We start from the raw sequence: 20,229 nt of genomic DNA on the forward strand, positions 1-20,229 counted from the left end.
GGCTCGTTGGAGCCTTCAAGGGTTATCTGCCTACCCGATGGATTCCAGTAACGTGAGCGATCCAGGCGGCGTCCCCAGTCGCCCGGTTGCGCAATCGAATCTAATCTAATGATGCTCTGACGCTGAAAAGTGCTAGTAAGTCATTGTAGATGCGCCCCGTTCCCTTGCTAAACGACACTCAGTTTCGCTTTGCTTTTGCCGCGACCAGACCCACCGCCCTCGATACTATGATAGTTGGTGAGGCGGAACACCAGATTGTCGAATTCCACAACCGGCAGCGACAGCGCACTTGCGATCGTGTGCTTCGTCATGCCATCGGCGCGCAACATCTGCAGAACTTTGTCCCACACCACAGACGTTTCACGCTCGACGGAATATGGCTCCGATTGCCGATAGTGTTGTGAAATCTGGATCGCGAAGTTGCGGTACTGCCAGTCGGTGGTTATTTCCAAACGGTGCAATCGATAGTTCAATGCGGCGACCGATACCCGCCACCGTTTCTTGGCTTCCACTATCTGATTTACCGCGTTGACCCGAGGGAGCCGAGCTTTCACATCTCCCTCTGGCATTAGAAACGCCGAGGCAAACTGGTTCGCCTCGTCTTCGACAACTCTACCGCCCTGTGGGCCACCATGCTTGTGCAGGACAAGATGCCCAAGCTCGTGCGCGGCGTCGAACCTGCTGCGTTCGGCGGTCTTAAACGTGTTCAGGAAGACGTAGGGCGTTTCCTTCCGCCACATCGAAAAGGCGTCGACCGTCTTCGTATTTTCCGCGAGCGAAAACACCCGCACGCCCTTGGCCTCAAGAAGATGCACCATGTTTGTAATTGGCCGATCTCCGAGCCCCCACTCCTCGCGTAGAACACGTGCTGCCGCTTCGGGATCGGCGCAGTCCTTGCAGTCGATGAGAGCATGCGAAGGTAGATGGAACCGCGCGTCAATCCAGTCGTTAAAAACGAACGAAAACGCGCCAGCGGCGAGGGCGGCATCCCTCTCGCGAGCGGACATCGTGCTCATTGATCGGAAGCTGGCAGCCTCGGGCTGTGGCTCATCGATGTCGTTGCCGGAGAAGAAAGCGACCGGGAAGTTCAATGCGCTCGAAAGCGCATTCAAACTTTCCTCGGGCGGTTCCGCTTCGCCGCTTTCATACCGAATGATTGTCTTTTGATCGCAGCCCAGCAGTTCTGCAAGCGCTTTTTTTGTGAACTTGCGTCGACGTCTAGCGAGGCTCAGTCGGCTTGGATTGAACATGCTTACTTACGGGTTACTTCGATAGGGAATGCATCGAGATCGTCGTCATCATCGCTGCTATTCTGATCCCGGATCGGCGTATTCCACTCACCGGGAGCCACGAGGATGATCTTCTCAAGGCACTCGGAAGCATAGCCAGCGTCGAAATCCCCCAGCAACGACAATTCGGCCTGAACGTTGTCGCCCTTGATGAAAACGCAAACGTGCCACGTGGCGTATTCGCTGAGGTTGGTGACTGGCACCTCGCCGTCAGGAGACGGCCAGTCATCGGCATCCGGCAACGTATATTGGTGAACCTGCTTGTTGTTGAACGCGGCACGCTCCGAGTTCGGACCTTTCTTCGAACGATTCTGCGGAACGCGATCAGGAATACCTGCGCCGTCGTCTGCATTCAGGATGGCAAGGCGGACCTTTTTCTCGCGGTTCAGACAGGTAGCAAGGCCGCCGGTATTGTCTTTGAGCCAACCGAGCGGTCGAAGCAGTTCACGGCTTCGACGGACGCCGTGTCGCCACGAAGAATAGCCTGGAGCGCCCGGAGGGTCGTTGTCAGTACAGCCGGCATATCCCGCGACACACGCTTGCACGATCTCAATCATGATTTCGCGGGTGAGGCCGAGTTGCGACAGCCTCGATTCGACTTCTTCGATTTTCTGGTGCACGACCGCGGGCATACGAGGACTCCATGTCCATTTTTGGAACCTCAATTGTAATGGAAAAAATGGACATTGTAGAACTGCCAGATCATAGGTGTGCCGAACGCTCACCCGACCCTATGGCATCACTCTAAGACCAAGTAGCACGCGCACAACGAGCCGACGCCAACTTCCTGGCTCGTTTGGGTACACCGTAACGACCCATGCGCCGGGTCGTTCAGCCGTGGATCAACAGGATCAACCGGTTATTTGATCCATGATAAAATTGATCTAACAATCCAAATGATCCACATTAAATCATGCGCAGACTCTATTACGGGCGGATTTCCACCACGGACGGCCAGTCAGCGGCGAGCCAATATGAGGACGCCAGAAGCCACGCGGTGCAGGACAAGGACGTGTTCATTGATGAGGGCGTCAGCGGCTATCACGTAGCCCCCGCCGAGCGTGAGCAGTGGCGCAAAGCCGAGCACGACTTGCGGCACGGCGGCATTCTCATTGTGCGCTGGCTGGACCGCATCAGCCGCCGCTATGACGAGCTACATGCGACCATGCGCCGATTGATGGCGCTGGAAGTACGTGTCGAATGCACGCTGAACGGCATGACCTTCGACGGCAAGGCCAAAGACCCCATCGAGAAAGCAACGCGCGACGCGATTCTAGCTTTCATGGCCGCGCAGGGAGAAGCCGACTATCTGAACCGCGCCGAGATGCAGCGGCGCGGCGTGGCGATCGCGAAGGCCGAGGGAAAGTACAAGGGGCGCGCACGATCACATGACTACTCTGCAATCAAGATTTGGCGGGCAGAGCATGGTGCAAGCATTCGAGAAACCGCGGAGAAATTCGGCGTTGGCACGGCGACCGTCAAGCGGGCATGCGCGGATCGGGCGCCTTCTTGACAACCGCGCCGGCGCGAAGCGGCTGTTAGGACAGTGCTCGTCATCCGGTAGGCTACAAATCGGCCTGCAACCTCTCATCGCGGTATCGTCTAATCATTATGTACTTGGGCGAACTGCACCAGATGAATGGCCTAGCGCCGTCACGGACCGTACAGCGTCCGGCAACGAGCACGTGTGCGCCTGCAAGATCATCCAGGTCCGTAATGCCAAACGTCTGCAGGACGTCGTCCGCGACATCTTCAAAAATGACGACGCTTGCACCACTGTACCGATCCGATGAGTTAAGCCAGAGTTTTCCGTCTGGCGTACGTCCGGTCGTAGAAATAGGTCCCCAGTACAGCGCTAGTATGTCGTTGTGTCTCTCGGCGCGAATTTCATCGAAGCTCGCGGCAATGTCTCGGACCGCCCCTTGAATGAGGACTTCGCCGTCAGCCTTGCTCAATCTAATTTGTCGATCTGAACGACGAAAATCGGGACTTTGCACAAGTCGCAGCAATATCCGGCGCAAAGTAAAGTGCTGCGACGCTTGCCGGTTCCCTCCGCGTACCGCGTATGTTCGTCCACCACCTTCGCCATCGCCGGTCGGCGGCGGCTGTACAGGCGTGACATCAACATTCCCACCGATTTCCTGGTCGAGGTCAACGACGATGAGATCGCCGCTGGCCACTTGGCCTTCAGCGATGGATGCCTCATTGCGCGGCTCGCCGACCACGACATACTCCACGCGTAGATTACATTGCGACGTGTGGTGAGCGCAGAAATGGGCCGGATGTCCATGCGTGCTTGGCTTCCGAAACCATGCGAATTCCCCGCACTCGACGCAGGTAAGATTGCGGCGTTCGTCCTCAAGCTGCTGACTGGGGAGCCCGGCAAACTCTGCTGCTTCCCAGACCTTTCCATTACCAGCTTTTGCGTATTGCATATTCCTCCTATATCCCCGCGCGGGCGGTGCTACTAGATGGCGCAGGCCACCCCCTAAGCGGTATCAAAAGACCGACCGATTGACAATGTACGAGTCACTGACACACTGCGCACGCAGAGCGCAAGCTGAGATTACGCGCAGAACGCCATCAGCTTCTTATCGGCTGATGCGCCTAGGGCTTGAGGAAGATAATGCGTTTTATGCCTTTTGAATCTGACGCTCTACCACGGGAACCCACTCTCGGTATCGACATGGTATGCCGGCGGCGGCTGCGTACTCATGTCTTCGGGATGGTCAAAGCGCCGAAGGCACCGTTCGTCGGCATCGGCTTGTTCGAAAACACGAACATTTAGCATACGACTATGCCTCCCTCGCGGTGAGTAATGGCGGGAATCCTTCCAAACGGCAATCATCTCGTTTTTTGCACTTGGCTGCCGCTGGCCGATGTCCCAGGTGACAAGAAATCGGACGTTCGTTGACCGTTTCTGTTGTGCCGCATTAAGTCACGTCCAATCGGACGAGCCAATCGGAATTCGACGCGTTGGCGTCTAGCAGAACAAGACCGAGAACGGCCTAGGTCAGCGGCAACGGGCGGTCAGCAGGACGAGTGCCTCTCTGAGCAAGTTGACTGATGCATCGACATCTGGCGCGTGATCGTCCGCTCTGCCGGTCATCGACAGGTAGGCGAAGTGAACGGCCGAGGAGTGTTTCGCTAGGGCGACCAAGTGAGGGCCGCTTGGACCGCGAACGCCGCCAAGCCAATTCTGAACCGTTCGTTCGCTCGCACCGGTCCACCGGGCAAGCTTCTTGATCGTTTGCCGCGAGCCCCCGAGCTCTTCTTTTAGTGCAATGGCGATCGCGAGAGGATACTCCGCGCCGATTTGCTCCTTTTCCTTGAGCAAGTTCTTGCGTATTGCCGGCAACATTTTTCGCGCCTCCGAAACTATATTCCCTTGAACGCAGGCAATGAGACGGCGCCTGCCCGTCTGTCTGAGGGAGCATCCAGCGACGGGAACTGTCCCCTCGCGGTTCACGGGAGGCAAGGTGGAACCGACATCGCGCACTGAAACCCCGCAAGACAGAGGCGGCAGAGGCCGTGCGGCGGCATACGTGCGAATGTCGACGGAGCATCAACAGTACTCAACCGAAAACCAGAAAGATGTCATTCGGGCATTCGCAGAAGCCCGGAACCTTGACATCGTGCGAGTCTATGCCGACGAAGGGAAAAGCGGCCTACGGCTCGACGGCCGGGATTCCCTGAAAGCCTTGCTCCGGGACGCGGAATCGGGAGCTGCGGATTTCTCTGTGATTCTCGTCTACGACGTGAGCCGCTGGGGGCGTTTCCAAGACCCAGACGAGAGCGCGAGCTACGAAATCCGCTGCAAGCACGCGGGCGTGAGGGTGCTCTACTGCGCAGAACAGTTTGAGAACGACGGCAGTCCAGTTTCAAGCATTATCAAGAGCGTGAAGCGGACGATGGCTGGCGAATACAGTCGGGAACTTAGTGTCAAAGTCCACGCCGGGCAATGCCGCCAAGTCCGCAACGGATTCCGTCAAGGCGGCCCAGCCGGATATGGGTTGCGCCGCGTTCGCGTCGACCAATCGGGCGTTCGCAAAGACGAGTTGAAACGCGGTGAGCAAAAGGCAATCCAGACGGATCGGGTCATCCTCGTTCCAGGGCCACCCGATGAACTGGCGACCGTGCGAGCCATCTATCGCCAGTTTGTTGAGGAAGGGCAATCCGAATCCGAGATTGCAGCCGCCCTGAACGAGGCGGCCATCCGCACAGACCGTGGCACGCAGTGGACCCGGGGAACCGTCCATCAAATCCTCATCAACGACAAATACGTCGGCGACAACGTTTGGAACCGGGTGTCGTTCAAGCTTAAACAAGAGCGCGTCCGCAATCCTCCGGCTTCTTGGATTCGTGCGGACAACGCGTTCGAGCCGATCGTCGAACGAATCATTTTCGAGGCTGCTCGCCAACTTATCCTCGCACGCTCCTACCGCTGGACCGACACCGACATGTTGAATGCACTGCGCACGCTGCTGCTGCGCAACGGCTATCTTTCCGGCATCGTTATCGATGAAGCTCTAGGTTGTCCTTCGAGTAGTGCCTACACGAGCCGCTTCGGAAGCTTGCTTCGAACTTACGACCTGATCGGCTATACGCCCGCTCGTGACTATCGCTACGTCGAAACCAACCGCCGCTTGCGGGAGCTTCACCCCGAAGTCGTCTCGCTCGCCGAGCAAGCGATGGCCGCCACGGGTGCCCGGGTCGAGAGAGACGCCATGTCGGGCCTGCTGTGGGTCAACGAAGAATTCAAGGTGTCGCTCGCCTTATCACGTTGCCGACCGACCGCGGCTGGCTCGAATCGCTGGATCATCCGCTTTGATAACGCGCTACGCCCCGATATCACAATCGCTGTTCGCATGGAGTTCGACGCAAAGTCGATCCGCGACTACTACCTCTTGCCGCGCATCGATGTCTCATCTGACATGGTCCGACTGGGCGACCACAACGATTTCGGATTCGAAGCCTATCGCTATGACGACTTGAGCATGCTTTGTCATCTGGCGCGCCGGGTTCCTCTCAAGGGAGTCAGCTATGAATGACCGCGTCGATAAGATGGTTTCCGCGCTTTCGCGCAGCGAGCAGATCATCCTGATTCCGATCGATAGACTTCGCGTGCTAAACCCTCGGACGCGCAACCCCTATTTCTTCTCACAGCTCGTCGAGAACATCGCGTCGGTTGGGCTCAAGCGGCCTATTACAGTTGCGCACGGCGGGCGCGACTCCGACGGTGACTGGCATGAGGTTTTGTGCGGGCAGGGGAGGCTTGAGGCGCTCAAGGCGTTAGGGGAGACGATGATCCCTTGCTCCATTGTCGAAGCTAATGAGATCGACCGTTACCTCATCACGCTGACCGAGAACATCGCGCGGCGGCGGCATTCAACCGTCGAGCTATTGAGCGGGCTGCAGGTTCTTCGTGCCAAGGGTTACACAACCGTCGAGATTGCGAAGAAAACAAATCTCGACGACAGCTATATCAACGGTATTCTGCAATTGTTGGAGAGAGGCGAGCAACGGCTGATACAGGCGGTTGAAAAGTCCGCCATGCCGCTGTGGCTGGCGGTTGAAGTCGCCCGAGCGCCGACGGAGGAAGTCCAAGCCGCGATGGTCGCCGCCTACGAGTCCAAGACGCTGACCGGGGAGCAATTGCTGCGCGTGCGGAGAATTCTCAGCAAAAGGGAAGCGTCGGGCAAAAAGATGCATGGACGTCCGGCGCCTCGAGAAAAGCCATCACCGCAAAAACTGCTGCGGACGTACAAGAACGAGGTTCGTCGCCAACAGATGATCGTACAGAACGCCAATCTGCAAGAACAGAGGCTACTGCTGATCACTTCGGCTCTGCGACGCTTTCTTGCCGACGAGCATTTCCGGACGCTCTTGCGCGCCGAAGGTATCAAGGACATTCCCGAGGCGGTCGCCTCTCGCATTCCGCCGGAGCTTATGCCATGAGTAACGTCAGACACGGGTTTGAGACAAACGTTGTCGATATTGCCCTTGAGCGGATTATCGCCGACTCTCAGCTAACCAAAGGGGCCTTGGCGACCTCAAAATACAGAACCATCCTCAGTTCCATCGCGGAGCTGGGCGTGATAGAGCCACTCGCGGTGTTCCGCTCCCCCCGTCGGCTTGGAGATTATGAGTTGCTCGACGGGAGGTTGCGGCTTGAGGCGCTAAAGGAACTTCGTCGGGAGACCGCGCCCTGCATGATTTCGACCGACGATGAAAGCTTCACGTTCAACCGGCATATCACCCGCCTGTCGGCAGTACAAGAGCACAAGATGATTCGGGCTGCGCTGGCAAAAGGCGCATCGGAGAAGCGGATCGCCGAGGTGCTTCGGATGGACGTGCGGAGTATCCGCATGCGGGCCACTTTGCTGGACGGTTTAGCGCCCGAGGCGGTCTCGCTCCTCAAAAATCGGCAAGCCGCCCCCAAGGTCTTTTCTGTCTTGAAGAAGATGAAACCATTCCGGCAGATCGAGGCAGCAGAAATCATGGCCGCTGCTAACAAATTCACGGCGACCTACGCCGAAATGATTCTGGTCGCCACGCGTTGTGACGCGTTGGTTGATGGGGCGAAGCCGAAGAAGAAAGATGAAATCTCGACCGAAGACCTTGCGAAAATGGAGGGCGAGATGGAGCGGCTACGGCAAGACTGCCAAGCCGTCGAAGACGAGATTGGCGATACGATGCTGTCGCTCGTCGTCGCGAAAAGCTTTATGGTGCGCCTGCTTCGCAACGAAAACATCCAAGGACACTTGAAGCGGCATCACGGGGACCTACTCACCAGTTTAGTAACCACGATGGACGCGATCGCAGCAGACAATCGCATCACCCAGCGAGAATGAAATGGCTTGTCCAGAGCTTGCCCGCACTTGATGCACGGCGTGCCAGCTTCGTTAATGTTCGGCCAAGGTCGCTGACGCGCGGTTTTGTGCGGGCCATTTTCCGGTAACCGGGCGGTAACGGAAGACATGGCGAGAAGCGGGAAAACAAAAAGGACTTACGGGAGCAATCCGTAAGTCCTTGTTTGCACAGCGCTTTCGTTGGTCGGAGCGAAAGGATTCGAACCTTCGACCCTCTGATCCCAAATCAGATGCGCTACCAGGCTGCGCTACGCTCCGACGAATCCGAGATTCTACGTGGCTTTAGGTGCCAGAGTCAATCGCGAATTGCGTCGGAGCAAAGTTAGCCGCGTCATATGCGCCCGAGCACCAGCAACACGATGACGATGATCAGCACGACGCCGAGCACGCCGGTCGGGCGGTAGCCCCAACCGCTGCTATACGGCCAGGTCGGCAGCGCACCGATCAGCAGCAGGATAAGCACGATGAGCAGGATGGTTCCGATCGTCATTTGAGTTCTCCCTCTCGGCCCGGAAGGGTGCTGGGCCGCAGTCTGGTTGATCCGGCGCACATTGCTTGTCGCGACAGGCGACGCGCAATGCACGCGCTCCTTGCAGCCTGCGAATCAGCAACGCGCGTGCCCAGGGAGTTGTCGAGGAGGGGGCGAGGGCGGGGCGAGGGGCGACGAGGGGCGACGGTAGAGCGACGAGCAAGAGCGCCGCTTGGCGCGCACGGCCACGCGGACGAGATCACTCGACGATCAGCAGCGGATCAGGCGCCAGCTCCAGCGAACGCCTTCAAGGAACAAAATCACGCGAACAAAACGACACCGTCCCGCGAGCGCGGGCTCATCTGCAAACGACCGGCGCCAGCCGCGGTTTCAATGCCGGCGACGCATCCAATGCGGCATATGCGGATGCTGATGACTTATCCAGTGATGCAGCATGCCTTCGCCATGTTCGCGTCGATAGGTTCTCGATTCGAAGATGGATAGTGCCAGCAGCACCGCGAGGCCTACTCCGAGTCCGACCAGACCGGCGATCGATTCAGCGTCCATGGCAGTCTCCTTTCACGTTCGGCTGTGACTTTATAGTAGGTCAAGCATCGCGAAATGGCAGAGGCGGCTGCGCGTGCGGCGTCATGGAATGCGCGTTGCGGGTAGACTTCCGCGCTCCCGTCGTGCACTTCTTTTCGTTAGAGAGATTAGCGTCTATGTTCCGCGTTTCGATGATTGCATTGCTGCTCGCCGCCGGCGTCGCCGGCTGCGCGGATGGACCGTCCGCGCATCGCGCCGGCCCGCCGAAGGACCCCGCCGATTATCACGGCGTGCCCACCGACACCCACCCGCCCGCGATGGTGCCCGCGCCCGTCGCGCGCTGAGCCTGAGTTGAGTGTTCGTTAAGTTTGCGTCTGCGATAAAGCGAAGCGTCGATGCGGGCACACCGGCGCTTCTGACCCACGCACACTGTTTGCGCGGAATGCGAGGGCTGCAGGCATTCTAGAGCCGCGTCCCTGTGGGATATGTGTGCGCTTGTTTCAAGGCGTAACGGGGAAGGCGGCGAAGCGAGGCCAGGCGAGTTACGGGCGAGCGGCGACGCAACGACGACCAAACCGCGAGGCAACTGCGGCACAGAGTCGGTCCGCATTTTGTGGGCGACGCAACGACGCCGCAACCGCGCAGCAACCACGAGGAGGATGAGGCGACGACGACGCCACCGCGGCAACGCAACCGCGCCATACGAGAGCGCCGTACGACCACAGTACCATCACACGAATCTCGAACTCGACCAGCGCTTCCAAACCTCAACCGCGGGTGACGGCGGAACGCAACGCCACATCGCCAGAGAAAACGCCCCTACACCCCCGCCCCCCCGACCCCACGCACCAACCCCGGCAAATACCGCCCGAGCGTCACACCGCGCGCCGCCATGAAGACGAGCATCGCGGCCCACAGTCCGTGGTTGCCGTACAGCGCGAGCAGCGGCCACGACGCGCCGACGAAAACCGCGAACGACACGATCATCGACGTCATCAGTTCGCGCGTCCGCGTCGCGCCGATAAACACGCCGTCGAGCACATAACCCGCCACCGACACCACCGGCGAAAGCGCCGCCCACGGCAGATACAGCTCGGCCGTGGCGCGCACGCTGGCCTGATCGGTGAGACCTTCGACGATCCACGAACCCGTGCCCGCATACACCAGCGCGAAGCCGCACGCGCCGAGCGCCGACCACAGCGCCGTCACCTTGACCGCCTGCACGAACGCATGCCGGTCGCGCGCGCCGATCGCCGCACCGACGAGCGCCTCGGCCGCGTGCGCGAAACCATCGAGCGCATAAGCCATGAAGGTCTGAAAATTCAGCAGCAGCGCATTCGCGGCGAGCGTCGCGTCCCCTTGCCGCGCGCCGAGATGCGCAAACCATCCGAACGACAGCAGCAAACACAGCGTGCGCACGAAGATGTCGCGATTGAGTACCACGAGCCGCCGCAGCGCCGCGGCGTCGAAGAGCGCTTGGCGGTTCAGCGCAGGCAGACCGCGCGGCCTGCCGTGCCACAGCAGCGCCGCACCGAGCACGAAGCCGAGCGCGTCCGCGGTGGCGGTGGCCGCGCCGATTCCGGCGACGCCCCAATCGAACGCATGCACGTACACGAAGACGGCGACAATGTTCACACCGTTGATGAATACCTGCGACAGCAACGCGAGCCGCACGCGCTGGGTCCCGAGCAGCCAGCCGAGCACCACGTAGTTGCCGAGCGCGAGCGGCGCCGCCCAGATGCGCGCATGGCAGTAAAGCCGCGCGTTGCGCTGCACGGCCTCGCTGCCGCCGATGGCGCGCAGCGCGTAATCGATGAGCGGCGCTTGCAGCGCGAGCACCGCCGCGCCGATCAGAACCGCGAGCAACAGCGCGCGCACGACGTTATCCCGCAGCCCGGCATCGTCGCGGGCACCGTGCGACTGCGCGACGAGGCCCGTCGTGCCCATGCGCAGAAAGCCGAAACCCCAGAACACGAAGTTGAAAAAGAGCCCGCCGAGCGCGACGCCGCCCAGATACGACGCGCCGTCCAGGTGTCCGGCGACGGCGGTATCGACGGCGCCGAGAATCGGCTGCGTCAGATTCGCGAGGACGATCGGAAACGCAAGCGCAAGCACGCGGCGGTGCCAGCGCACCGGCGGCGCGGACGCGGGCGCGGGCACCGGCTGCGCGGCTTCCCTCAATGGCGTTCCTGCACGCACACCCACGGCGACACGACCACGGCCCACAGGTCAGGATCGCGCGCGGCGAAGTCGGCGGCGGTTTCCGCTTGCACACGCTCGACCAGTCCGGACGACAGCCATTGCGTGACCTGCGCGGTGTCGTCGCTGGCGATGGCTTCGGCCACGCTCACCAGATCGAGGTCGCTCGCGACGCGCAGCAGCATGCCGCGCGCAAAAAAGCGTTCCAGCTCCGGCCAGCCGATTTTCGCGGTTTCGGCGAGCAGTTTGGTGTACAGAGGGCTGTGGGTCGCGTCGTTGGAAGTCATCGTAAGCGGGGTTCTGGCGGGGGTCGATACTATAAACCATCGGCGCGGGCAGCCTGCGCGGCGCGCAGCGTTCTGCGGCGCCGGGCCGTTGGGCAGTGATTCGATTCTGAACCTTCATGTCGCGCGGTTCAACGGCGCGAGCGGCTCATAAAAACCATTGCCGCGCGGACGGATTATGACTTTCGGCCGACTTGTGCAGCGACGTTCAAACGATTAACATCTGATTATTAATTATGAGCAGACGATTTTAATCAGCCGGTTCTGTCTGCCTATTTAAAGTTGGGACATTTCGCCAATTGCGAACTTCTGTGGAGGATATTCGGTCGGCACAGGCGCGGTCAATCAAGCTAGTTAATAGAAATGGTGCGGTGGCGCACTAAGCGCTTTTCGCGGCACTGCCCGATGAGATCACGTCCGGCGTGTCCGCTCACGATCGCTGTAAAACTTTCCTCAGCCCAATACGCGCGGCCCGGCACGAGCATTGCTCCATGCGGGTCTCGGGCGCATTAGGCAAATTGGCTTATGAATTAAAGAGCCCGTTGATCAACAGATAAGAGCCCCGTGCAGGCCTTTTATTCACCGAGTTTTGCGTTCACATAACGCGGAATCCGTGCGTCGCATCACACTGTTCGGATAATTAATATATTGCGCTTGTAAAAGCCGGTTGTTAAATTTCGTTCTGGCGCATGGTGAACCGGTCCTTTGCCGATATGCGCCGAACCCCCGTTAGCCCGGCCTCGCGCCGGGCTTTTTTTTGCCTGCTTTTTAACCGCGGTCACCGCGACGACATACCTCGCGCGGATCATTAAACTTACCTTTCCTTTCGTCGATTATGAACGGGGTAATCATTTTCGTCGCGCTGTGGCCGATTGCATTCGCGGCTTTGCTGGCCTTCGCCGCACGCATCGAACCGCGTTCAGGGCGCTGGCTGCGCCGTCGGCGGGATTCGCCGCAATCGGGCGGCGCGGCCAGCGCGGCTTATTGCTTGCAGCGGACGACCATCGACCGGTTCTTCACGTTCGCGCCGAAAATGCCGCCCACGGTGCCGCCCGACGTGGCGCCGTTATCCACATCTTTCGAGACGACGTCGTAGCCGTAATTGCCGCAGACTTCGCCCGCGCGTTTATAGCATTCGGCCCAGCTCGTGCTCGCGTCGCTGCCGCTGCAGTTGATCGCGAAGCCGGTGTCGCCGCTCGGCAAGTAGGTCATGGTGGTGGTCGTGGAACAGCCGGCCAGGCTGCCCAGTGTCAGCACGCCGACACCGATCGCCGCGGCCGTCGCCACGGACGCCAATGCGCTCTTCATTACGGATTTCCTTACAGATGACGTGGCAGACGTGACGGGTGGCCACGTCTGCCGGATTGAGCGTTTATAGCACGCGGGGTTCCCCGCGCGACGGACGCCGCGGCGCGCCTAGCGCGGGGGCAGCGCGCGCGACGGGTCGATCGAGCGGCCCTGATAACGCAGCTCGAAATGCAGCATCACGCGGTTGGTATCGGTGTCGCCGATCTCGGCGATCTTCTGGCCTTGCGTGACGGTTTCGCCTTCCTTCACGAGCAGCGCGCGATTGTGCGCGTAGGCGGTCAGATACTCGGCGTTGTGCTTGAGAATCAGCAGATTGCCGTAGCCGCGCAGTCCGTTGCCGGCATAGACGACGGTGCCGGCCGCCGCCGCGACGACGGGTGTGCCCGCCGGCGCGGCAATGTCGATGCCCTTCGAACTCGAGCCGTCGAAGCCGCGAATGACGCTGCCGCTCGTCGGCCAGATGAGCGAAATCGACGACGACGGCGCGGACGACGGCGCATTGTCGCCCGGCGCGGGACGCGGCGCGGCGGACGCACTCGCGCTGCCATTGCCGTTGCCGTTGCTGCGCACGGCGCCGCTCGTCGAGGCCACACCGTTGGGCGGCTCGACACGCAGCACTTGTCCGACTTCGATGCTGTCGGGGTTCGTCAGGTTGTTCCAGCGCGTGATGCTTTGCACCGATTGCCGGTGACTGCGCGCGATCTTCGACAGCGTGTCGCCCCGTTCGACGCGATAAAAACCCGGACCCACTGGCGCAGACCCGCACGCGGCGATGAGCGCCACCAACGACACGCACGCGAGTCGTTTGATCATTCTTGTTGTTTCAGGCATTGGACCTCGCAAAGCGCTGCCGCGCGCCGATCCCGATCACGCGGCAGGTGGATACAAAGCGTCCGATTCTAACGGTTTTGCGTTGCAGCATCGGAAAAGCGGCCAGGAAGGATGACGTCGCCCACCTTCTAACGACGCATGCTTCGTCCCGCTCAGGCCACAAACTCCGCCGCGCTCAGCCCAGTTTGCCTACATGGATGCGCAAAGCAGCCGCCTCGGTTTTGCCCGGCTCGAGCCAGCGCAGCCCCATGCCGTTGTGAATCGCATCGGGCAAGCCGAGCCACGGTTCGACGCAATAGAAGTCCGACTCCGGCGCTTCCGTCCACGTCGTCACCGCATACCAGGGCACGGAGTTCGGTCGTTGGAGATCGATCGTGATGACGCGGCCGAGGCCCGGCGCGATCAGCCGCACCGGTTGCTTCGGCTCGCCGGTCAGGCAATGGAAGCGGTCGTGGATGCGCGCTTCGTCGAGCGTGTAGCGCGCTTCGCCCGGCTCGGCGGCGCTGATCGAACCGTCGGCCTGCTGGAAACGCCGCTCGGTGGGCGGCAATTCCAGCGACGTCTCGCCGCGCTGCGTGTGCGGCAGCGTGAAGTAAAAGTGATGGCCGGCGTAGTAGGGCAACGGGGCATCGCCGGTATTGGTGGTGGTCAGCGTGACGTCGAGCGTTTGCGCGTCGATCAGCGTGTACGCGGCTTCAAAGCGAAAGCGGAACGGATAGCCGCCGCGCGTCGCCTCGCTGTCGGTCAGCACGAGGCGCAGGCCGGCGCCGTGCACGTCGGCGTGGGCGTCGAACGGCAGGTCGCGCGCGAAGCCGTGCATGGGCAGCTCGCGCACCGTGCCCTGTGCGTCGCGCCAATAACCGATCTTGCCGTCCACGCGATGCCTTCCGAGAAACGGAAACAGCAGCGGATTACCGCCGCGGATGCGCGCCGGCTGGCTCCAGTCGGCGTGGTCCGGCCAATGAATCACCTCCTCGCCGTCGATGAGCCACGAAAGCAGACGGCCGCCGGCTTGCGGCGCAAAACGGAGCACGGAGGCGTCCTGGGCGATTTCGAGAATGTCCTGCTGCGGAGAAAGAGGCATGGTCGATGGCGTGATCAGTAAGTGTTGAGCCGGCGCAAGCCCCGCCGGCCGAGACGACGATTTTGCTCTGCTTTGGCCTACGGGGAAACCCTTCTCGGGAAATTGCGAGTGTCGCGAGTTGGCGGTTGTTGCCGATAATCCGTCTCACTGCCCGGTGACTTCTACCGCCGGGCGAGATCGCTCAGGAGGCGTCATGGATCTCGCAATGGCAATGGGTGTCGCGCTCTTCGGCATGTTCACCGCAAGTACCGTCTACTTCTTCTACAAGCTCGAGCGCTGATCCGGGCGTCCGCTCGCTGCGCGACGCGCGGCTTGCGATCCGTAAGCTTCGCGCGCTTCCAGGCGCGCTGATCGCACGTCTCGCCGTCAGACGATTGAAAGGGCTGCTGCTGGTCGGCGGCCCTTTTCGTTTGCGTTTCGCTGACAACTGTATCGAGTTGTGACGCAGCGCGTCAAAATTTCCCCGAATGTGGCCGAGGCGCTTGGCGCTGACTTGCCACCCAGGCATAATCGGTGCGCTTTTTGACGCGCCGGCTGATTCATTGTGCGGCGCGCTGTCCCCGACATCTTCCTTACAAGGACTGCCGCGTGAATCTGTCGTTTCTGATCTTCCTGAGCGTGCTGCAAGGCGTGACCGAACTCTTCCCCGTGAGCAGTCTCGGGCATACGCTGCTCATTCCCGCATTGTTCGGCATGCATATCGATAAGCACGCGCCACAGTTGCTGCCGTTTCTCGTCGCGCTGCATCTCGGCACGGCGTTCGCGCTGCTGTGGTATTTCCGCGAGCGCTGGTGCGCGCTGGTGCGCGGCTTTTTCGCGTCATTCGGCGGACGCCGCAACGACGACGCGCACATGATGTGGGCGCTCATCATCGGCACGATTCCGGCGGGACTCGTCGGCCTGCTGCTGGAAAAGCGGCTCGAGCGCATCTTTCACGACCTGCGCATCGTCGCCATCGCGCTGATCGTCAACGGCGTGCTGTTGTGGGTGGGCGACCGCCTGCAGCGTTCGCGCGCGCATCAGGCGCCGGAGAAGATGACCTTCCGCCAGGCGTTTTTTGTCGGCCTCGCGCAGATCGGCGCGCTGATTCCCGGCTTCTCGCGCAGCGGTCTCACGATGATCGCCGGCAACGCGGCGGGTCTCACCGCCGAGAAGGCCGCGGAGTTCTCGTTCCTGCTCGGCACGCCGATCATTTTCGCGGCCGGGCTGCTCGAACTGCCGAAGCTCTTCCATGCGCCGGGCCAGCTTGCGGACGCACTGCTCGGCGGCGTGCTGACCGCTATCGCCGCGTATCTCAGCGTGCGTTTCCTGATGCGCTATTTCGAAGGCCGCGGACGCCTTGCTTCGTTCGGCGTGTACTGCGTGATCGCGGGCATCGTGTTCCTCGGCTGGTTCGCACTGCATCCGCAGCCGGTCTGATAATGTTAAGGATGTCCGCCGCGTTCTGGCGGGCGCGGGGCGATCGGTTATAATCCGGGCCCAGTCGTGTGCGGCGGTAGCTCAATTGGATAGAGCACAGGTCTTCTAAACCTGAGGTTGTGAGTTCGATCCTCTCCCGCCGCGCCATCGTCTGCATGAAGAATCCCATCTACCGACTATCCGGCGATGGGATTTTTTTTCGCCCGCGTTTTCGTCAACCCTTGCGCCAATAAAAAAGGGCAGCCGAAGCTGCCCGTCGAAAGCCGCACCGCGCAGGCGGGCTGTTGCTTACCGTTGTGGCTCGCTATCGCGTGTTCCGCATGTTTCGCGCGTTCACTTTCACTGCCTGATGTTCAGCGCGGCGGTCAGGTCGCCCATCGGCTTGCCGCCGTTGGCGACGAGCGCGGCGTCGCGGGCCGCGATGCCCGGCAGCGTCGGCAGCGAGAAGCGATGCGTGATGAAGCGCAGGATCGACGTCGTGTCGTATTGCGTGTGATCGACGAAACCCTTCTTCGCGAACGGCGAGATGATGAGCGCCGGAATGCGCGTGCCCGGACCCCAGCGGTCGGCCTTCGGCGGCGCGACGTGATCCCAGAAGCCGCCGTTTTCGTCGTAAGTCACGACCACCAGCATGTTGTTCCACTGCGGGCTTTTTTGCAGATGCGAGATGACATCGGCGATGTGCTGGTCGCCCGACGCGACGTCGGTATAGCCAGGGTGCTCGTTCAGGTTGCCCTGCGGCTTGTAGAACGTGACTTGCGGCAGCGTGCCGCTGTCGATCGCCTTGATGAACTCCGAGCCGCCGAGGCCGCCGTCGAGCAGATGCTGCGCGCGGTTCGCGCTGCCCGGCGCGAGATCGGCGAAGTAGTTGAACGGCTGGTGATGCGGCTGGAAGTTCGGCGCCGTCAGATTCGCGCCGTAAATCACATTCGACGTGCCGTTCTGCGCCGCCGACAACGCCGCGCCCCACGCGCCGCCGTACCACGCCCACGACACCTTCGCGTTGTTCAGCAGATCGCCGATGTGCTGCTGCGTCTGCGCCGGCAACGTCGTGGCCGCGCCTGGGTCGGCGAGATTCGCGTCGCCGCCCGAGGCCGCCTTGTTGCCGCTCGGCTGATACGGCGGCTGCATCGTGTTGATCGCGAAGAAGTCGGGCGTGAGGTTGCCCGACAGCACGAACTTCGGCGGGCCGTTGAGCGACGAAGCGGGCGAGTTCGACGCGAGCTTGAGCGTCACGCCGTCGCTTTCGACTGCCGAAATCGAGCCGGCCGCCGGGCTCTTGTCCGCGTTCGGATAGACCGGCGTGCACGCGCACACGAGCCATTGGTGATTCAGGAACGAGCCGCCGAATGCGCCCATGAAGAAGTTGTCGGCCAGCGTGTATTGCTGGGCGATTTTCCACAGCGGTAGCTTGTCGGCGTCGAGCGTGTAGTGGCCCATCACCAGGCCGCCCGAATCGGCCCATGCGGCGAACTTGTCGTTCTTGCCGCCGTCAATCTGCATCTGGTTTTCATAGAAGCGGTGATACAGATCGCGCGTCGTCTTCGTGATCGGCGTGTTGAAACCGTTGGGGTCGTCGATGGCGAACGGGCTGTTCGGCAAGTTGGCGGTCATCGCTTGCGTGACGACCGGCGTCACGCCCGTTTGCGTGAGACCGTTCCAGACTTGCGGCAGCGTCGCGAGCGTCGAGCCGTCGCGGTCCAACTGTTTGGCAGCGGTCGCGCTGACGTTCTGCAAACCGTTCGCGCCCGGGAAGTTGCCATACAGATTGTCGAAGCTGCGGTTTTCGGCGTAGATCACGACGACCGTCTTGATCGAGGCGATGTCGGGTTGCGCGACCTCGTTGCCGCCGCACGCATACAGGCTTAACGCTGCGGCGATCGCCAACGGCGTCGCGCAGATCAGTTTCTTGTTCATTTGTCTGGATTCTCTCTCTCGCGTTGGGGACGGGCCTCGGGCATTCCTTAACCCGATGACCGCGCGCAAAAGTGTGGCGACACAATTTGACAGAAAGATGTATTCATTACGGATCGCTTTGAATCGGCGATGGCCGTCGGCTGGATGTCATTTCGACGACATACGGATGAAATACGCTCGCGGACTTCGATAGCGCACATTCACATCATTCATATGCGGCTCGGTTTGTCGGGGATCAGGAAGACGGTAGGGCGCGTGACGGCGCGGGGCGGCGTGCAAGCGGATGCCGATGCGGTCCACGCTGTGCGCACGGTGGCGGTTGCTCGCGGGCTGGGGTCTGGATTGGCGTCGACGGTTGCATTGGCAGCCGTGGTGGTAAGCGCGGGGCTTGCAGGTTGCGATTCGGGCGCGAACGCGCAGTCGGGTTTGGCGTCGGCGTCGGCCGCCGCCTCCGCTGCGCAGCCGGTGAAAGTGGCCGCACATGAAGCCACGCCGGCCGGCGGCCAAACGCGCGCGCAAGTCTACGAATCGGTGCGCAAGATGAGCGCGCTTGGCAAGCAACTGTTCTTCGATCCGTCGCTATCCGGCTCGGGCAAGCTCGCGTGCGCGTCGTGCCACAGTCCCGACCACGCGTTCTCGCCTGCCAACGCGCTGTCCGTGCAACTGGGCGGCAGCGACATGCATCGCGTCGGCATGCGCGCGGCGCCGACGCTCAAGTACCTGCAATCGGTGCCCGCGTTCGCCGAGCACTATCACGAGTCCGACGACGAAGGCGACGAAAGCGTCGACGCAGGCCCGACCGGCGGACTGACGTGGGACGGCCGCGTGGATCGCGGCGGCGACCAGGCGCGCATTCCGCTGTTGTCGTCGTTTGAAATGGGCAGTTCGCCGGCGCAAGTCACCGCGGCGGTCAAGGCCGCGCCGTACGCCGGCGATTTCCGCGACGCGTTCGGCACAGACGTTTTGGATAACGACGACGCGACCTTCAAGGCGGTGCTGCAAGCGCTCGAGACCTTCGAGCAGACGCCCGAACTGTTCTATCCGTACAGCAGCAAGTACGACGCCTATCTGGCGGGCAACGCGCAGCTCACGCAAGCCGAGCTGCACGGCCTGCAACTTTTCAACGACGAGAAGAAGGGCAACTGCGCGAGCTGCCACATCAGTCAGCGCACGATGGACGGCGCACCGCCGCAGTTCAGCGACTTCGGCCTGATCGCGATCGGCGTGCCGCGCAATCGCGCGCTGCCGGTGAATCGCGATCCGCGCTTTCACGATCTCGGCGCGTGCGGCCCGGAGCGTACCGATCTGAAGGGACGCTCGGAGTTCTGCGGCATCTTCCGTACGCCGACGTTGCGCAACGTCGCGTTGAAAAAGAGCTTCTTTCACAACGGCATCTATCACTCGCTCGAAGAAGTACTGCACTTCTATGCCGAGCGCGACACGAACCCGGAGAAGTTTTATCCGGTTGTCAAAGGCAAGGTTCAGAAGTTCGACGATTTGCCGCGGCGCTATTGGGCGAATCTGAACACGGAGCCGCCGTTCGACCGCAAGCCGGGCGACAAACCCGCGCTCGACGACGCGGAAATCAAGGACGTGGTGGCGTTTCTGAATACGCTCACCGATGGGTATAAAGCGGGGAATTAAAGCGACGGGGCTTGCGGGATGGAAGTGCTACTTGCGTGCGAGCGCGTGGCCCGCATGAATCGATTGGCGCCAGCAGCGCGCCGGTTTAGACGCGTGCGTCAGCGAGCATCAAGTAGCAGGCCGACAGCAGCATCGCAAAAGAGACGAGCAGACACGCGATGCCGGCGCGCGTCACGAGGTTGGGCCAGCGCGGCCGGCGAAGTCCGTCGATGCGGACGATAGGGCGCGCGAGACCGGGGTCGCGGCGAATCGCGACGGGCACGAGCGCAAGGCAAAGCAGCGCGAGTGAGACAGCGAAGGTTTCGAGGGCAACGGAGAGTTCCATGATGGGGCGTTTGAAGTCGTTCAGCGTGAAGACGCAATACGG

20 protein-coding genes and 2 tRNA genes are annotated in these 20,229 nt (G+C 61.2%); 8 read left to right on the forward strand and 14 right to left on the reverse strand.

The genetic code is table 11. The features are described 5' to 3' along the window. Window positions 1-167: 167 nt before the first annotated feature. Together C8K18_RS01350 and C8K18_RS33540 are read right to left on the reverse strand one after the other, a co-directional pair. A complete protein-coding gene (locus C8K18_RS01350; RefSeq protein ID WP_107706472.1) occupies window positions 168-1,250 on the reverse strand; it encodes an ImmA/IrrE family metallo-endopeptidase in 1,083 nt (360 codons plus the stop codon). Between the two features lie 2 nt (window positions 1,251-1,252). Further along, window positions 1,253-1,921, reverse strand: a complete 669-nt coding sequence (locus tag C8K18_RS33540; protein WP_258196041.1) for a hypothetical protein — start codon at window positions 1,919-1,921, stop codon at window positions 1,253-1,255. Window positions 1,922-2,202: 281 nt separating this feature from the next. Here C8K18_RS33540 and C8K18_RS01360 point away from each other — a divergent pair, with 281 nt between their 5' ends. Beyond that, window positions 2,203-2,802: a recombinase family protein gene (locus tag C8K18_RS01360; protein ID WP_107706473.1), complete on the forward strand. Its 600-nt coding sequence runs from the start codon at window positions 2,203-2,205 to the stop codon at window positions 2,800-2,802. 52 nt (window positions 2,803-2,854) lie between these two features. Here the strand turns inward: C8K18_RS01360 and C8K18_RS01365 are convergent, their stop codons facing one another. Both C8K18_RS01365 and C8K18_RS01370 read right to left on the reverse strand, forming a co-directional pair. Next, window positions 2,855-3,724, reverse strand: coding sequence for a hypothetical protein (locus C8K18_RS01365; RefSeq protein WP_107706474.1), 870 nt, complete (start codon window positions 3,722-3,724; stop codon window positions 2,855-2,857). Between the two features lie 578 nt (window positions 3,725-4,302). Then, window positions 4,303-4,650, reverse strand: a complete 348-nt coding sequence (locus C8K18_RS01370) for a homeobox domain-containing protein (RefSeq protein ID WP_107706475.1) — start codon at window positions 4,648-4,650, stop codon at window positions 4,303-4,305. A 118-nt stretch (window positions 4,651-4,768) separates the two neighbouring features. Between C8K18_RS01370 and C8K18_RS01375 the strand changes: the two genes are divergently transcribed. The 3 genes from C8K18_RS01375 to C8K18_RS01385 are packed head-to-tail and all read left to right on the forward strand — an operon-like array spanning window position 4,769 to window position 8,143. Beyond that, window positions 4,769-6,340, forward strand: a complete 1,572-nt coding sequence (locus tag C8K18_RS01375) for a recombinase family protein (protein ID WP_258196042.1) — start codon at window positions 4,769-4,771, stop codon at window positions 6,338-6,340. Next, window positions 6,333-7,247 carry a ParB/RepB/Spo0J family partition protein gene (locus tag C8K18_RS01380; RefSeq protein ID WP_107706477.1) on the forward strand — a complete coding sequence of 305 codons (915 nt, stop codon included), beginning with the start codon at window positions 6,333-6,335 and terminating at the stop codon, window positions 7,245-7,247. Before C8K18_RS01375 ends, C8K18_RS01380 begins: the two co-directional genes overlap by 8 nt. Further along, window positions 7,244-8,143 carry a plasmid partitioning protein RepB C-terminal domain-containing protein gene (locus C8K18_RS01385; protein ID WP_107706478.1) on the forward strand — a complete coding sequence of 300 codons (900 nt, stop codon included), beginning with the start codon at window positions 7,244-7,246 and terminating at the stop codon, window positions 8,141-8,143. The genes C8K18_RS01380 and C8K18_RS01385 overlap by 4 nt, the downstream gene beginning before the upstream one ends. 199 nt (window positions 8,144-8,342) lie before the next feature. Here C8K18_RS01385 and C8K18_RS01390 read toward each other — a convergent pair. The 3 genes from C8K18_RS01390 to C8K18_RS33170 all read right to left on the reverse strand — a co-directional run bounded on the left by C8K18_RS01390 (window position 8,343) and on the right by C8K18_RS33170 (window position 9,197). Next, window positions 8,343-8,419 (reverse strand) — tRNA-Pro (locus tag C8K18_RS01390). A gap of 73 nt (window positions 8,420-8,492) precedes the next feature. Continuing rightward, window positions 8,493-8,651 carry a DUF3309 family protein gene (locus C8K18_RS01395; protein ID WP_006051997.1) on the reverse strand — a complete coding sequence of 53 codons (159 nt, stop codon included), beginning with the start codon at window positions 8,649-8,651 and terminating at the stop codon, window positions 8,493-8,495. Between the two features lie 369 nt (window positions 8,652-9,020). Then, a complete protein-coding gene (locus C8K18_RS33170) occupies window positions 9,021-9,197 on the reverse strand; it encodes a hypothetical protein (protein WP_006051998.1) in 177 nt (58 codons plus the stop codon). 155 nt (window positions 9,198-9,352) lie between these two features. Here C8K18_RS33170 and C8K18_RS33175 point away from each other — a divergent pair, with 155 nt between their 5' ends. Then, window positions 9,353-9,520, forward strand: coding sequence for a hypothetical protein (locus tag C8K18_RS33175; RefSeq protein ID WP_165919785.1), 168 nt, complete (start codon window positions 9,353-9,355; stop codon window positions 9,518-9,520). A gap of 475 nt (window positions 9,521-9,995) precedes the next feature. Here the strand turns inward: C8K18_RS33175 and C8K18_RS01400 are convergent, their stop codons facing one another. The 5 genes from C8K18_RS01400 to C8K18_RS01420 form a co-directional block, all read right to left on the reverse strand. Further along, a complete protein-coding gene (locus tag C8K18_RS01400) occupies window positions 9,996-11,357 on the reverse strand; it encodes an MATE family efflux transporter (RefSeq protein ID WP_107706479.1) in 1,362 nt (453 codons plus the stop codon). Then, window positions 11,354-11,662, reverse strand: a complete 309-nt coding sequence (locus C8K18_RS01405; RefSeq protein WP_107706480.1) for a DUF2288 domain-containing protein — start codon at window positions 11,660-11,662, stop codon at window positions 11,354-11,356. The genes C8K18_RS01400 and C8K18_RS01405 overlap by 4 nt, the downstream gene beginning before the upstream one ends. A gap of 978 nt (window positions 11,663-12,640) precedes the next feature. Next, window positions 12,641-12,967, reverse strand: coding sequence for a hypothetical protein (locus C8K18_RS01410; protein ID WP_006052003.1), 327 nt, complete (start codon window positions 12,965-12,967; stop codon window positions 12,641-12,643). A 108-nt stretch (window positions 12,968-13,075) separates the two neighbouring features. Continuing rightward, the gene (locus C8K18_RS01415) at window positions 13,076-13,798 is read right to left on the reverse strand and encodes a peptidoglycan DD-metalloendopeptidase family protein (protein ID WP_107706481.1); all 723 of its coding nucleotides are present in this window, start codon (window positions 13,796-13,798) and stop codon (window positions 13,076-13,078) included. 175 nt (window positions 13,799-13,973) lie between these two features. Continuing rightward, window positions 13,974-14,882: an aldose epimerase gene (locus C8K18_RS01420; protein WP_107706482.1), complete on the reverse strand. Its 909-nt coding sequence runs from the start codon at window positions 14,880-14,882 to the stop codon at window positions 13,974-13,976. 588 nt (window positions 14,883-15,470) lie between these two features. On the opposite strand from C8K18_RS01420, the gene C8K18_RS01425 reads away from it, so the two are divergent. Together C8K18_RS01425 and C8K18_RS01430 are read left to right on the forward strand one after the other, a co-directional pair. Next, on the forward strand, window positions 15,471-16,301 hold the full coding sequence (locus tag C8K18_RS01425; RefSeq protein ID WP_053858530.1) for an undecaprenyl-diphosphate phosphatase: 831 nt from the start codon (window positions 15,471-15,473) through the stop codon (window positions 16,299-16,301). A 70-nt stretch (window positions 16,302-16,371) separates the two neighbouring features. Then, window positions 16,372-16,448: transfer RNA gene (locus C8K18_RS01430), tRNA-Arg, on the forward strand. Window positions 16,449-16,640: 192 nt separating this feature from the next. Here the strand turns inward: C8K18_RS01430 and C8K18_RS01435 are convergent. After that, entirely contained in the window at window positions 16,641-18,218 is a 1,578-nt protein-coding gene (locus tag C8K18_RS01435; RefSeq protein WP_107706483.1) for an acid phosphatase, read from the reverse strand. Window positions 18,219-18,431: 213 nt separating this feature from the next. On the opposite strand from C8K18_RS01435, the gene C8K18_RS01440 reads away from it, so the two are divergent. Beyond that, a complete protein-coding gene (locus C8K18_RS01440; protein WP_107706792.1) occupies window positions 18,432-19,862 on the forward strand; it encodes a cytochrome-c peroxidase in 1,431 nt (476 codons plus the stop codon). A gap of 85 nt (window positions 19,863-19,947) precedes the next feature. Here the strand turns inward: C8K18_RS01440 and C8K18_RS01445 are convergent, their stop codons facing one another. Continuing rightward, complete coding sequence (locus C8K18_RS01445) at window positions 19,948-20,187, reverse strand: hypothetical protein (RefSeq protein WP_107706484.1); 240 nt, start codon at window positions 20,185-20,187, stop codon at window positions 19,948-19,950. Window positions 20,188-20,229 lie beyond the last annotated feature (42 nt).

Source organism: Paraburkholderia sp. GV068 (genome assembly GCF_003058125.1).
Lineage (GTDB): Bacteria > Pseudomonadota > Gammaproteobacteria > Burkholderiales > Burkholderiaceae > Paraburkholderia > Paraburkholderia graminis.

Bases quoted from the DNA above. Each gene is read 5' to 3' on its own strand.
- C8K18_RS01350 (WP_107706472.1), bottom strand. From the start codon at position 1,250: ATGTTCAATCCAAGCCGACTGAGCCTCGCTAGACGTCGACGCAAGTTC.
- C8K18_RS33540 (WP_258196041.1), bottom strand. From the start codon at position 1,921: ATGCCCGCGGTCGTGCACCAGAAAATCGAAGAAGTCGAATCGAGGCTG.
- C8K18_RS01360 (WP_107706473.1), top strand. From the start codon at position 2,203: ATGCGCAGACTCTATTACGGGCGGATTTCCACCACGGACGGCCAGTCA.
- C8K18_RS01365 (WP_107706474.1), bottom strand. From the start codon at position 3,724: ATGCAATACGCAAAAGCTGGTAATGGAAAGGTCTGGGAAGCAGCAGAG.
- C8K18_RS01370 (WP_107706475.1), bottom strand. From the start codon at position 4,650: ATGTTGCCGGCAATACGCAAGAACTTGCTCAAGGAAAAGGAGCAAATC.
- C8K18_RS01380 (WP_107706477.1), top strand. From the start codon at position 6,333: ATGAATGACCGCGTCGATAAGATGGTTTCCGCGCTTTCGCGCAGCGAG.
- C8K18_RS01385 (WP_107706478.1), top strand. From the start codon at position 7,244: ATGAGTAACGTCAGACACGGGTTTGAGACAAACGTTGTCGATATTGCC.
- C8K18_RS01395 (WP_006051997.1), bottom strand. From the start codon at position 8,651: ATGACGATCGGAACCATCCTGCTCATCGTGCTTATCCTGCTGCTGATC.
- C8K18_RS33170 (WP_006051998.1), bottom strand. From the start codon at position 9,197: ATGGACGCTGAATCGATCGCCGGTCTGGTCGGACTCGGAGTAGGCCTC.
- C8K18_RS33175 (WP_165919785.1), top strand. From the start codon at position 9,353: ATGTTCCGCGTTTCGATGATTGCATTGCTGCTCGCCGCCGGCGTCGCC.
- C8K18_RS01405 (WP_107706480.1), bottom strand. From the start codon at position 11,662: ATGACTTCCAACGACGCGACCCACAGCCCTCTGTACACCAAACTGCTC.
- C8K18_RS01410 (WP_006052003.1), bottom strand. From the start codon at position 12,967: ATGAAGAGCGCATTGGCGTCCGTGGCGACGGCCGCGGCGATCGGTGTC.
- C8K18_RS01415 (WP_107706481.1), bottom strand. From the start codon at position 13,798: ATGCCTGAAACAACAAGAATGATCAAACGACTCGCGTGCGTGTCGTTG.
- C8K18_RS01420 (WP_107706482.1), bottom strand. From the start codon at position 14,882: ATGCCTCTTTCTCCGCAGCAGGACATTCTCGAAATCGCCCAGGACGCC.
- C8K18_RS01435 (WP_107706483.1), bottom strand. From the start codon at position 18,218: ATGAACAAGAAACTGATCTGCGCGACGCCGTTGGCGATCGCCGCAGCG.
- C8K18_RS01440 (WP_107706792.1), top strand. From the start codon at position 18,432: ATGCGGCTCGGTTTGTCGGGGATCAGGAAGACGGTAGGGCGCGTGACG.
- C8K18_RS01445 (WP_107706484.1), bottom strand. From the start codon at position 20,187: ATGGAACTCTCCGTTGCCCTCGAAACCTTCGCTGTCTCACTCGCGCTG.